Raw genomic sequence first — 12,548 nt, forward strand, 5'->3', positions numbered from 1 at the left:
ATTTTAATTTTTAATTTGTTCTCCTCGACGAAGTCCATCGGCAATTTCATCAATTTTTCGTAGACGGTGATTAACACCAGACTTGCTTACGACACCCGTTGATACCATTTCTCCAAGCTCTTTTAAGGTAATATCCTGGTATTCTACGCGTAGACGTGCGATTTCTCGAAGCTTTTCAGGCAGCTGATCGAGTCCGATAGTATTTTCGATAAATCGAATATTGTCGACTTGTCGAATTGCAGCACCAATTGTTTTGTTTAAATTCGCCGTTTCGCAGTTAACTATACGATTGACGCTGTTCCGCATATCACGCACAATGCGTACGTCTTCAAATTTTAACATAGCTTGGTGTGCGCCAACTAAATTTAAGAAGTCCGAAATTTTCTCGGCCTCCTTTAAGTATGTGACAAAACCTTTTTTTCGTTCAATTGTTTTTGCATTGAGCTCGTAAGTATTCATTAAATCGGCTAGCGCCTCTCCATGCTCTTTATATAAAGAGTATACCTCTAAATGGTATGAAGAGGTTTCTGGATTGTTGACGGAGCCACCTGCTAAAAAGGCACCGCGCAAATAAGCTCGACGCTGATTATTTTTTGCAATTAATGTCTTTGCAATTGTATGATTAAGCTGAAAATCATCCGAAATAATTTGTAAATCCGTTAATAGCTCTTTTGCGCCATCGCGAACACGGCAAATATATACATTATTTTTTTTCAGTCTCATCTTCTTCCGAACTAATAGCTCTATATTATATGGATAGAGCTTTTTCATAATGGTATAAAGTCGTCTAGCAATCGCCGCATTTTCTGTTTGTACATCTAGGCTTAGCTGCCGATTTGCAAAGCTTAATGAACCATTCATTCGAATTAGGGCGGATACTTCTGCCTTTAAACTATTGTCATCTGTTTCTATTTGTGTGAGCTCTTTCTTTGTCTCTGATGCAAATGACATAGATTTGTCCCCCTTTCCTTGCAAACTATGTATGCTTAAATGATAACATACGGTTAATTATTTCTAGTATTTTCTTTGGTATTGTGCATGCTAGCATAGTCATTTAACCAGAGCGCTACATTTTTAGAATGATGACGAACAAAGCCGTTACGAATTGTAGCGATGTCTTTTTTTATAATATCAATGCCCATCTGCTCAAGTTTAGCCGTATCAAACTCGACAGGCTCGGCATTTTCTTCTTTATAATTTTCTTTAACGAGCGACGGTAATTCCATATCATTGATCAAAATGGACTGAATAAATGGTCGACCAACGTGTGCATGAATTGCTTCTACATGCTGTGAGGCAGTGTAATGAAGCGTTTCTCCCTTTTGCGTCATTAAATTGGAAATATAAATTTTATGCCCCTTTGCCCGTACAATCGCTTCACCTATTCCTTTAACGAGCAGATTTGGGATAATGCTCGTATACAAACTACCTGGCCCGATTAAAATATAGTCGGCGCGATTGATAGCTCGAATGGCTGCTGGCAGTGGCTTGACATTGTGTGGCTCTAAAAAGACACGTTTAATAGGTGCTTTACATAAAGGGATTTTGGATTCCCCTACAATATAAGTCCCATTTTGAAGCTCCGCATGTAGCGTTACCTTTTTGTTGGAGGCAGGGATAACTTTTCCGTGGACATTTAATACTTTACTCATCTCAGCAATCGCATGGTTAAAATCACCAGTAATATCGGTTAATGCCGTTAACATTAAATTCCCGAGAGAGTGGCCACCTAAATCATCTGACTGCGAAAAACGGTACTGAAACATTTGCTCTACTAATGGCTCCACATCCGAAAGGGCTGCAATTACGTTGCGAACATCTCCAGGTGGTGGGATATCATAGTCATCTCTAAGACGTCCAGAGGAACCGCCATCATCTGCTACCGTGACAATGGCAGTAATATCAAATGCATAATGCTTGAGCCCCCTAACTAATGTCGATAACCCTGTACCCCCACCAATGACAACGATGCGTGTCTTCTTTTTTTTCATTACATCAATCCTTTCTATGATTGATATCTCTGTGTGTAATAACCGTGTGCTCGGTGTTGCCTAATAATTTCCCAAAGTACTCGGCTAAAGTAACAGAACGGTGCTGGCCTCCTGTACAACCAAATGCAATGACAAGCTGAGATTTCCCTTCGTCCTTATATTGAGGAATCATAAATGCAAAAAGATCCGTCAACTTCGCAATAAGCTGCTGAGTCTCATCTGTCGCAAGCACATACGATGACACTTCGGTTTGCAAACCTGTTTTATGGCGTAATTCTTCAACATAATAAGGGTTTTTTAAGAAGCGCACGTCAAATACTAAGTCCGCATCAATTGGTAAGCCATGCTTGAAACCAAATGACATGACATTAATTGAAAATGTAGGGCTACTCATATTGGAAAACTCCGTTGCAATACGTTCGCGCAGTTCGCGAGGCTTTAAATTCGATGTATTCACAACTGTTTTGGCACGTCCCTTTAACTCAAATAACATTTTACGTTCATGCTGAATACCTTCTAGTGGTAGCCCGTGTGGTGCAAGTGGGTGTGAACGACGCGATTCCTTATAGCGGCGAACAAGTGTCGCATCATCTGACTCTAAAAATAAAATACGCGGAATAAGATCCTCTTCTTTTTGTAGTGCATCTAGCGACTCAATTAATGACTCGAAAAATTCACGTCCGCGTAAATCCATTACAACTGCAATACGCGTAATTTTTTTCTCAGATTCCTTTAATAAGGCTAAAAATGTCGTCAATAGCTCCGGTGGTAAATTGTCGACACAATAATAACCTAAATCCTCAAAGCTTTGGACTGCTACTGTTTTTCCTGCTCCCGACATGCCTGTAATAATGACTATCTCATGTGTATAGCATTGTCTACTACCCATGAATTTCATCTCCTCTACTATTGTTCAATGGATGTTTGGATGTTTTCGCTAAGTAGCTCGAATTCTTCTGTATATTCAAATGTACCATATTGCATCCCTTTATTTAATGCCGCAAATAATAAATTTGTGCGGTCACCTTGCGCCATTGGTAAATCATTTAGGCTTTCAAGTGGGTGCCAAGCTAACTTTCCTTCACGTGTTTCCTCAAACGGCGTGCCTTCTACTCCATGTGCGACAAATGTATAGAGCATCCATTCATCTAAAACGCGATCACCGTCTTTAATGACCATTGTATAAACACCTTTTAAATGTACATGTTTCGGTGTAACATTCGTTTCTTCTTTAAATTCACGAATAGCTGAATCATAAATCGATTCGCCTAATTCCATCTTGCCACCTGGTGCTACATACCAACCTCTTCTAGGTTTTTGTAGTAATAATACTTGTCCGTGCTGTACGGCTAACAAATTGGCAATTCTTTGCATATATACACCTCAAACCTTTTCTTTGCTCTTTGTTACTATTATACCGTTTCATGCGTCAACCGTAAAAGAACGCGTCCATTATCCTTTTATTTTTCACAGCAACAATAACAAAAGCGCTAAAGCGCCTGCTTAGCCCCGACAAACGCTGGAGATCCCGAAGCGAAAGTAAACGCTCCATCACTTTCGCCCGAGGGCAGACCGCGACCTCGAGGGGCTGGCGCTTTAGCCTAGACGTTGCATTTACTTATTTAATTGTTATCCACATGGCGAAATTTTATATTTTCCTTAACAATAAAAAGAGGTTGCTTCCATGTGTATCCACATGGAAGCAACCAAAAAAACTAAAAAAGGGGGTTAACAATTGATCCCGATTAATAGGCAGTAAATGCCTGATTAGTGAAACGAACAATGAACGAGAACATCCCCTATTCATTGAATTTTCACTTTATAGGTTTATCTTACACCTTCTTTGTTTCAAAACAATTACAATTAGATTAAGTACACATTAAAGATTAAGCCAGGCTAAATTTTTCTTTTAGCTCTTCTAAATAATGTTGCGCAGTTTGTGCTGCAATGCTTCCATCTCCTGTTGCAGTAACGATTTGACGTAACGTTTTGTCACGTACATCACCCGCTGCAAAAATACCAGGTACAGCTGTCTCCATTTTTTCATTTGTTACAACATAGCCCGCTTCGTTTAACACGTTCAGGCTTGCAAATGGTGAAGTTAGCGGTAGCATGCCGACATAAACGAATACACCATCCGTTGCCCACTCTGTTTCTGTACCATCTACTGTTGAAACAAGTGTTACACTTCCTACCTTTCCATCTGCTTCATGAATTTCTTTCACTGTTGTATTCCAGATGAAATCAACTTTTTCATTTGCAAATGCACGGTCTTGTAGAATTTTTTGTGCGCGTAATTTATCACGACGGTGCACAATTGTAACTTTTTCAGCGAAACGCGTTAAGTAAACGCCTTCCTCAACTGCAGAGTCTCCGCCACCAACTACAATTAAGTTCTTTTGCTTGAAGAATGCTCCGTCACATACTGCACAGTAGCTTACACCGCGTCCTCCCAGTTCTTTTTCACCTGGAACGCCCATTTTTTTATATTCTGCACCTGTTGAAATGATAATTGTACGTGTTTTATATTGTTTTTTTCCTGAGATGATTGTTTTGTATTCTTCGCCATCAATAATTTCAGTTACATCACCATATGCATATTCTGCACCGAATTTTTTCGCATGCTCAAACATTTTTGTAGAAAGTTCTGGCCCTAAAATATGATCAAATCCAGGATAGTTTTCAACTTCTTCTGTATTTGCCATTTGTCCACCGGGTATGCCGCGCTCGATCATTAATGTCGACATGTTTGCACGGGATGTATAAACTGCTGCTGTCATACCAGCCGGGCCTGCTCCGATAATCACTACATCATAAATTTTTTCGTCTGCCATGAAACTTCCTCCTCTAAGATGGAAACCAATTTAATATACATATATCGTACGCGATGCATGTAATTTGTTCAATTAAAAAGCTTAGTCTAGACTTGTCGGTACAAAGTCATATAATGCATCAATATACTTTGATAATGTTGCAACGGTTGTGTTGTATTTTAAGGCGATGTCTTTTTTTGTCACCGACTCTTCCATTGCTGCGTAATACGTAAATTCCATCGCTGCGGCAATAGCTTGAATATTCTTAAATGGATAATCATGTTCAAACGCTACTTCACTAATCGAGAACCAAATGTGTAAAATTTGCGCAACTTCCATCGTAATAGACCCATTAATGCGTACGATTTCTTCTGCGACATGCATTAATCGTTGGAAATAAAGCTCTTCTATCACCTTAGTATTAAACGGGTGCTCTAATGCGTATGCTAGACTTAACTTTTCGATATTTGAATAGTTTGATACGTCGACAATTGTTGGGTGCGAGATAATCTCTTGCTTATGCGCCGATGTTTTCAGTAAAAACAAACCAAACATACGGTCACTCACTTCTACGCTCGACAATTTACGCATGATAAGCTCACGGTTGTTTTCTGCTGATTTTTGGTAGTCCCCTGTAGCCGTATTTGACCACGGTTCATACCCTTCTTTCGTTGGGTCAAGCTCAATAAGTGATTTCCATGTTGCCTTCGCCACTTCCTCATGACCAGAGAAATACGCAGATTGTGCCAGCCAGAAGTAAAATCCAGGATCCCCCTCATAGCCGCGCTTGCTCATTGATCGAAGCCATTTATACGCGTCCTCATACTGCCCAACTAGCGCAAGACTTGCACCTAATTTATAGCGATTTTCCCATTCATAGGGTTGTATTTTCCGTAATAGCTCTAATAATGCGTTTAACTCTTTGTCATTTTTTTCGTAATAGGCAAATACAGTTAAGTTACATAAAGCATGTAAGTTGCCGTGATTTTCACGTAAAACCTGATGCAGTAATGCCTTCGCCTGTTCCGCTTCACCTACATAAAAATAAGCAAGTGCCAAATTATTATACGCTGCCCATAATTCTGGGTACAGCTCAATCGTTTCCTCAAGAATCCCAATAGCACGTGGGAATTCACCTTGCTCCATAAAGCGACGTGCCTTTTCCTGAGCTAACATTTTAGCCGAGTCATTGTCATCTATTTCCTCATAGTCATCCTGTTCAAATTCGACGAAATCTAAAATTTCCATCGCATCCTGCACATACATGCCGTCAGGATCCATCTCTAGATATTGGTTCGCATATTTTTTGGCATCATGCATAAGCCCCATGCAGCCAGAAACTTCTGCTAGCATAAAAACAATTTCAGCTTCACTTGGCTCTAGACTATAAGCTGTATGAATAAGCTCGTATGCGTGTTCGAAATTTTGTACTTCCATTTCTAAAATCCCATATTGTAATAATACAAGAGCATCGTCCGGGTTAAGTTCTGCCGCACGCTTAATATATTTATACGCTTTGTCCATTTCATCGCGATCAATCGCCTTTAGGGCTTTATTATAATAATAATCACCGTTCGGAATAAATGAAACGACATTACTACTTTTCACTTTTAAACGTTTATTTTCCAAAAAAATTCCTCCGAAATTAGAAAGACACATCTCGCCCAAAACAAAGGCGAGATGTTGTCCTTACTTATGTCGTTAAGTTAGTATGCTTTTATTAACGACCAAAGAAATAAGGAACGCTAGACACGTTCCTCACACAATTGTTTCTATTATAGCACATTCGCTTGTGCTGTCATTTATTTCTCATCATGACGCTTCGCTTTCAGTATAGTTTGTATCTAAAGCTCTTATTACTTTCTGTTATGTCGCTCTTCTAATACTGCTAATACGTCATACACATTCACTTTTTGCTCTTGTAGTAATACAAGTAAGTGATACATTAAATCCGCTGATTCCCATTTCACTTCTTCTGTATCACGGTTTTTCGCGCCGATGACGACTTCGGTTGCTTCTTCGCCAACCTTTTTACAAATTTTATCGATGCCTTTATCGAATAGGTACGTTGTGTACGCGCCTTCTGGCATATCGATTTCACGCTGACGGATAACGTCAACGAGCTGAGGTAAAATCGCCACTGAGCCAACTTTTGAGTTTTCAACGATTGTTTCTGTAAAGCAAGACGTTGTGCCGTTATGACACGCCGGGCCTGCTGGAAGTACTTCTACAACTAGTGCATCTTTATCGCAGTCTGTTTTGATTGAGATCACTTTTTGTGTATTACCGCTTGTTGCCCCCTTATGCCAAAGCTCTTCACGAGAACGTGAGTAAAACCAAGTTTCGCCTGTTTCTAGCGTTTTTGCTAATGATTCTTCATTCATATAAGCAACTGTTAATATTTCTTTTGATTGCGCGTTTTGAACAACGGCTGTAATTAAGCCTTGTTCGTTAAATTTTAATCCTTCAATCATCTGATAGGAACTCCTTTATCACGTAGATAAGCTTTTACTTCGGCTACGCTCGTTTCTTTATAGTGAAAAATAGATGCCGCGAGTGCCGCATCTGCATTAACGTCTTGTAAAACGGCAGCGAAATGCTCCGCGTTACCTGCTCCGCCACTTGCGATAACCGGAACTGTCACCGCATCACGCACGGCTTTTGTTAAGCCTAAATCAAAGCCCGACTTCTCACCATCTTTATTCATGCTTGTTAGTAAGATTTCACCTGCACCTAGGCGCACAGCTTCCTGTGCCCAGTCAACCGCTTTCCATGAAGTTTTATTGCGGCCACCATGCGTATAAACCATCCATGTACCGTCCTCTTCACTGTACCGTGCATCGATTGCGACAACAATGCATTGTGCACCGAAATAGTCAGAACCTTCTTTTATTAGCGTTGGACGTTCTAAAGCAGAAGTATTCACCGACACTTTGTCTGCCCCTGCACGTAAAATACGTTTCATATCATCTAGCGTGCGAATACCGCCACCTACTGTGAATGGAATGGCTAAACTTGCCGCTGTTTGGCGCACTACATCCACCATCGTCTCACGGCCTTCATGAGAAGCGGAAATATCGAGGAATACTAATTCGTCTGCGCCTTGCTCATCATAAAACTTCGCAAGTTCTACTGGATCTCCAGCATCGCGCAGCTCGACGAATTGAACTCCTTTTACAACACGGCCTTCTTTTACATCAAGGCACGGAATAATACGTTTTGTTAGCATGTAACTGTCACTCCTTTGAGCCATTGTGCTAGTAAATAGACACCGAACTGGCCTGATTTTTCTGGATGGAACTGCATGCCTGTAAATGTGCCATTTGCAACAATGCCAGGTACTTGTACACCTTCGTAATCAGCGCATGCTACAAGCTGCTCCTTGGCAATATTCGCCGCATAAAATGAATGCACGAAATAGACGAATTTGTCAGTCGGAGTTGCCTCTGATTTTAGCCAGTTTGGTACTTGGGCTAACTCCAACTCATTCCAGCCCATATGCGGAATACGTGAAACATCATGGAAGCGTTCAATGCGGCCTTTAAAAATACCAACGCCCTTAGTTAAAGCGACTTCCTCACTTTCCTCGAATAATAATTGCATGCCTAAACAAATGCCTAAAAGGGGCTTGTTCACTTCCTTCATTTCGTAAAGGAATGGAATTAAATTCGTCTCTTGTAAACGTTTCATTGCGTCGGGAAATGCACCAACACCCGGTAGTACCAGTGCATCTGCTGTACGGAGCTCCGCCACATCGCTTGTGACAACCACTTCACAGTTTAAGCGTTTTAACGCCTGTTCCACGCTAAATAAATTTCCCATGCCATAATCAATTACACCAATCTTCACGTTAACAGTCCTTTCGTTGACGGTACACCTTTCACACGTGGATCAATTTGTACTGCGTCATCAATTGCTCGTGCTAATGCTTTGAAAATTGCTTCAATAATATGATGTGTATTTTTTCCGTATGGGACGATAACATGTACATTCATGCGTGCTTCAAGTGCAAACTTCCATAAAAATTCATGTACAAGTTCTGTATCAAATGTGCCGACTTTTTCTGTTAGTGTAGGTTCAATTCGATACTCTAAATGGGGACGATTTGAGCAATCAATGACTACTTGTGCAAGAGTATCATCCATTGGTACGAAAGCATTGCCATAGCGTTTAATACCTTTTTTGTCGCCAAGCGCCTCGCGAATAACTTGTCCTAGCACAATACCGATATCTTCTGTTGTGTGGTGATCATCAATATGTATATCACCATTCGCGATAATTTTGCCATCAAATAATCCGTGCTTCACGAATAGGTCTAGCATATGGTCCATGAACGGTACGCCTGTATTGATTTCGGCTTGTCCAGAACCATCTAAATTTAACTCGACAGAAATTTTTGTTTCATTTGTATTGCGTTCGATTTTTGCAAAACGTGTCATATTTATTCTTCTCCTTTATCCCAGCCGCGCGCTTCTACTGCACGTGCATGTCCTTCTAAGCCTTCCATACGTGCAAGGCGAGCAATTTTCTGTGCATTTCGTGCCCACGTTTTTTCACTATAATAAACAACGCTCGTGCGTTTAATAAAATCATCGACATTTAAACCACTAGCAAAACGAGCTGTACTATTCGTTGGCAGTACGTGATTTGTACCCGCAAAATAATCCCCGACCGGCTCCGAGCTAAAACGTCCGATAAAAATAGCTCCAGCATGCGTAATTTTTTCTGCATCAGCTTCAGCATTTTCTGTGACAACTTCTAAATGTTCAGGTGCTAATGCATTGACGGCATGAATGGCCTCTACCATCGTTTCTGCTACATAAATATGACCGAAGTTTTCTATGGATTTACGTGCAATGGCCTCACGCGGAAGCTTTTGCAATTGCTTTTCTACCTCATCCACTACCGCTTCTGCAAGTGCGTCAGATGTTGTAATCAATATAGCGCATGCTAATACATCATGCTCTGCTTGTGATAATAGGTCGGCTGCTACTTCATCGGCATACGCCGTGTCATCTGCTAACACACAAATCTCACTCGGACCAGCAATCATATCAATTGCTACCTCACCGAATACTTCACGTTTTGCAAGAGCAACAAAAATATTGCCTGGACCTGTAATTTTATCGACTGCAGCAATCGTTTCTGTCCCGTAAGCAAGTGCGGCAATGGCTTGAGCACCTCCGACTTTATAAATTTCGGTAACCCCTAAAATATGTGCGGCCACAAGAACTGCTGCTGGTAGCTTGCCATCCTTGCCTGCTGGCGATGTCATCACAATGCGTTTCACACCTGCTACTTGTGCAGGGATTACATTCATTAGTACAGAAGATGGATACGCTGCAGAACCACCTGGAACGTAAAGACCCACTGCATCAAGCGGAATAATGCGCTGTGCAAGCCACGATCCATCCGCCATTGGAAGCTTGTAGCCGTCTCGTTTTTGCTCTTCATGGTATACGCGGATATTGGCAGCCGCCTCTGATAAGTCTTGTAGTAATTGCGGATCAAAGCCTGTTACAGCCTCAACAATTTCTTCCTTTGTTACGCGGAAGCTATCATGCACAACACCGTCCCATTTTTCTGTATAGGCACGGACAGCTGCATCTCCTTGTTCACGAACTGCTTGTAGTACTTCCCGGACAACTGCAAGCTGCTGCTCATTGCCGCTTTCAAGTGGTCGTTTTAAAGAAATTTCATTTGTTAATGTCGTAATTTGCATTTGTGCACCCTTCTTTCTACTTCACGCACTTCTTCAAACGTGATACTAAATCACGGATACGCGCGCTCTTCATACGGTAACTTACTGGATTGGCAATCAGGCGTGATGAAACGTCAGTAATATGCTCATACTCGACTAAGCCGTTCTCCTTTAATGTGCGGCCCGTTGATACGATATCAACAATGCGATCAGCGAGGCCGATCATTGGGGCTAGCTCAATCGAACCATTTAGCTCAATAATTTCAACTTGCTCGCCAATCCCTTTATAATATTTCATTGCAATATTTGGATATTTTGTTGCAATACGCGGTGCAATTTCATTCATCATTGTGTTTGGTAAACCCGCTGACGCGATATAACATTCACTAATTTTTAAATCCAGTAGCTCATGTACTGTACGCTGTTGCTCAAGTAACACGTCTTTACCAGCAATGCCGATATCTGCAACACCATGCTCTACATAAACCGGTACATCCATTGGTTTTGCTAAAATAAAGCGGATTTTTTCTTCTGGGATTTCAATCATTAGCTTACGTGACATTTCTACTTCTTCTGGTAAATTAAACCCTGCCTCAATAAGCATTTGATATGCTTCCTCAAAAATTCTTCCTTTTGGCATGGCAATTGTTAGTTCAGTCATTGACTTAATCCTCCTGCCTTACATAGACAACTTCTTTAAACTGCTTTTTAAACGTTTCGACATCCTGTAACCCTTTTGTTGACTGCATCGTAACACGCTTTTGCTGTTCACGTAGCAACTGCGCCTGATGAAGCGCTTGAACATAACGCGTATCATCAAATAACACAAGTGCCGTTACATTTTCAATATCTTTTAGTGGGACAACTTCTAGTAAACGGTCAACGCGTAAACCAAAGCCTGTAGCTCCCACGCCATTGCCGAAGTGCTCTAGTAGACCGTCATAACGTCCACCGTTACCAAGAGGGAAGCCACTGCCTTCTGCAAATACTTCAAACAGCATACCTGTGTAATAATTCATATGGCTCGATATCGTAAAATCAAACGCAATATAGGAATCTAAGTTTGCCTGCTCAAGTAATTGCCAAAGCAACTGCATATACTCGAGCGCATCATTTTTGCGCACGTATTTTTCAATATCTTCTATAGAAGAAAGATTTGTCGCCTCTTCAATAAATTGCCGTAGCGCATCGGATTTTGTTTTCGGTAAATCGAACGTACGGACTGCTTCTTCAAAGCCCACATAATTGCGTTCGACTAGAAGTTGGCGTAAACTTTCTGACTGTTCATCGCTTTCTGTATAATCTTGCAAGATGCATTGCAGCACGCCTGCATGGCCAATTGTTAATTTGAATTTCTGAATACCGAATGCTTGAACGAGCTCAATCGCTGTTAGAATAACTTCTGCATCGGCAAAAACGGAATTATCACCGATTAGTTCAACGCCCATTTGCTCGAATTCTGCGGGACGGCCACCTTCAGTTTGCTGTGCACGGAATACACTTGCGAAATATGCTAAACGTTGCGGAATTTTTTCTTTTAATAATTTTGATGTGACAACGCGAGCAATCGGCGTCGTCATATCTGGACGAAGAACAAGCGTATTCCCCTGGTTATCGACCAATTTAAATAACGCAGCTTCTTTAATAGCTGAAGCTCTACCGACTGTATCGTAATATTCAACAGTTGGCGTTTTAATAAATTCATATCCACGCGCACGTAAAAAGCTTCGTCCGATTTCACGTACACCTTCTAATTTTTCATAAATTTGCGGGAATGTATCGCGCATTCCAACTGGCTTTTCGAATAATTTGATTGACGACATTTGAACACATCCTAAACTTTTTACTTTAATGCGCTAGAGTATTAGAGAACTAGTATATGAAAGTTATTTTACGACTATATAACTTTTCAGTCAATGATTATTGAGAAATTTTTAAATTCACAAAATATTTAGATATTATTTACACATTATACACCAAATAAAGTTTAGAAAGACACACCTTCCCAAAAATAGGGCGAGATGCTGTCCTTTCTTATCTACG

Annotated in this window: 13 protein-coding genes; all 13 read right to left on the reverse strand. The window is 40.8% G+C overall.

Translation table 11 applies throughout. The features are described from left to right. Nucleotides 1–3 precede the first annotated feature (3 nt). The 13 genes from whiA to MHH87_RS14635 all read right to left on the reverse strand — a co-directional run bounded on the left by whiA (nt 4) and on the right by MHH87_RS14635 (nt 12,328). On the reverse strand, nt 4–951 hold the full coding sequence (gene whiA / locus MHH87_RS14575) for a DNA-binding protein WhiA (protein ID WP_340749973.1): 948 nt from the start codon (nt 949–951) through the stop codon (nt 4–6). A gap of 53 nt (nt 952–1,004) precedes the next feature. Next, a complete protein-coding gene (locus MHH87_RS14580) occupies nt 1,005–1,991 on the reverse strand; it encodes a gluconeogenesis factor YvcK family protein (protein WP_340749974.1) in 987 nt (328 codons plus the stop codon). Between the two features lie 4 nt (nt 1,992–1,995). Next, nucleotides 1,996–2,880, reverse strand: a complete 885-nt coding sequence (gene rapZ / locus MHH87_RS14585; RefSeq protein ID WP_340749975.1) for an RNase adapter RapZ — start codon at nt 2,878–2,880, stop codon at nt 1,996–1,998. 17 nt (nt 2,881–2,897) lie between these two features. Beyond that, a complete protein-coding gene (locus MHH87_RS14590) occupies nt 2,898–3,365 on the reverse strand; it encodes an 8-oxo-dGTP diphosphatase (protein ID WP_340749976.1) in 468 nt (155 codons plus the stop codon). A 512-nt stretch (nt 3,366–3,877) separates the two neighbouring features. Continuing rightward, entirely contained in the window at nt 3,878–4,825 is a 948-nt protein-coding gene (gene trxB, locus MHH87_RS14595) for a thioredoxin-disulfide reductase (protein WP_340749977.1), read from the reverse strand. An 81-nt stretch (nt 4,826–4,906) separates the two neighbouring features. Then, nucleotides 4,907–6,433 carry a tetratricopeptide repeat protein gene (locus MHH87_RS14600; protein ID WP_340749978.1) on the reverse strand — a complete coding sequence of 509 codons (1,527 nt, stop codon included), beginning with the start codon at nt 6,431–6,433 and terminating at the stop codon, nt 4,907–4,909. Between the two features lie 227 nt (nt 6,434–6,660). Next, the gene (gene hisIE, locus MHH87_RS14605) at nt 6,661–7,278 is read right to left on the reverse strand and encodes a bifunctional phosphoribosyl-AMP cyclohydrolase/phosphoribosyl-ATP diphosphatase HisIE (protein ID WP_340749979.1); all 618 of its coding nucleotides are present in this window, start codon (nt 7,276–7,278) and stop codon (nt 6,661–6,663) included. Continuing rightward, nucleotides 7,275–8,033, reverse strand: coding sequence for an imidazole glycerol phosphate synthase subunit HisF (hisF, locus tag MHH87_RS14610; RefSeq protein ID WP_340749980.1), 759 nt, complete (start codon nt 8,031–8,033; stop codon nt 7,275–7,277). The genes hisIE and hisF overlap by 4 nt, the downstream gene beginning before the upstream one ends. Then, nucleotides 8,027–8,653: an imidazole glycerol phosphate synthase subunit HisH gene (gene hisH, locus MHH87_RS14615; RefSeq protein WP_340749981.1), complete on the reverse strand. Its 627-nt coding sequence runs from the start codon at nt 8,651–8,653 to the stop codon at nt 8,027–8,029. Before hisH ends, hisF begins: the two co-directional genes overlap by 7 nt. Next, on the reverse strand, nt 8,650–9,243 hold the full coding sequence (gene hisB, locus MHH87_RS14620) for an imidazoleglycerol-phosphate dehydratase HisB (protein WP_340749982.1): 594 nt from the start codon (nt 9,241–9,243) through the stop codon (nt 8,650–8,652). The genes hisH and hisB overlap by 4 nt, the downstream gene beginning before the upstream one ends. 2 nt (nt 9,244–9,245) lie before the next feature. Next, nucleotides 9,246–10,526, reverse strand: coding sequence for a histidinol dehydrogenase (gene hisD, locus MHH87_RS14625; protein ID WP_340749983.1), 1,281 nt, complete (start codon nt 10,524–10,526; stop codon nt 9,246–9,248). Between the two features lie 16 nt (nt 10,527–10,542). Further along, nucleotides 10,543–11,166, reverse strand: coding sequence for an ATP phosphoribosyltransferase (gene hisG / locus MHH87_RS14630; RefSeq protein ID WP_340749984.1), 624 nt, complete (start codon nt 11,164–11,166; stop codon nt 10,543–10,545). Nucleotides 11,167–11,170: 4 nt separating this feature from the next. After that, complete coding sequence (locus MHH87_RS14635) at nt 11,171–12,328, reverse strand: ATP phosphoribosyltransferase regulatory subunit (RefSeq protein ID WP_340749985.1); 1,158 nt, start codon at nt 12,326–12,328, stop codon at nt 11,171–11,173. Nucleotides 12,329–12,548 lie beyond the last annotated feature (220 nt).

This window comes from Solibacillus sp. FSL H8-0538 (assembly GCF_038003525.1).
Taxonomy (GTDB): domain Bacteria; phylum Bacillota; class Bacilli; order Bacillales_A; family Planococcaceae; genus JBBOPI01.

Excerpts from the sequence above, each read along its gene's own strand:
- hisIE (WP_340749979.1), bottom strand. The coding sequence starts at position 7,278 with ATGATTGAAGGATTAAAATTTAACGAACAAGGCTTAATTACAGCCGTT.
- whiA (WP_340749973.1), bottom strand. The coding sequence starts at position 951 with ATGTCATTTGCATCAGAGACAAAGAAAGAGCTCACACAAATAGAAACA.
- hisF (WP_340749980.1), bottom strand. The coding sequence starts at position 8,033 with ATGCTAACAAAACGTATTATTCCGTGCCTTGATGTAAAAGAAGGCCGT.
- MHH87_RS14635 (WP_340749985.1), bottom strand. The coding sequence starts at position 12,328 with ATGTCGTCAATCAAATTATTCGAAAAGCCAGTTGGAATGCGCGATACA.
- rapZ (WP_340749975.1), bottom strand. The coding sequence starts at position 2,880 with ATGGGTAGTAGACAATGCTATACACATGAGATAGTCATTATTACAGGC.
- MHH87_RS14580 (WP_340749974.1), bottom strand. The coding sequence starts at position 1,991 with ATGAAAAAAAAGAAGACACGCATCGTTGTCATTGGTGGGGGTACAGGG.
- hisG (WP_340749984.1), bottom strand. The coding sequence starts at position 11,166 with ATGACTGAACTAACAATTGCCATGCCAAAAGGAAGAATTTTTGAGGAA.
- MHH87_RS14590 (WP_340749976.1), bottom strand. The coding sequence starts at position 3,365 with ATGCAAAGAATTGCCAATTTGTTAGCCGTACAGCACGGACAAGTATTA.
- hisB (WP_340749982.1), bottom strand. The coding sequence starts at position 9,243 with ATGACACGTTTTGCAAAAATCGAACGCAATACAAATGAAACAAAAATT.
- trxB (WP_340749977.1), bottom strand. The coding sequence starts at position 4,825 with ATGGCAGACGAAAAAATTTATGATGTAGTGATTATCGGAGCAGGCCCG.
- hisD (WP_340749983.1), bottom strand. The coding sequence starts at position 10,526 with ATGCAAATTACGACATTAACAAATGAAATTTCTTTAAAACGACCACTT.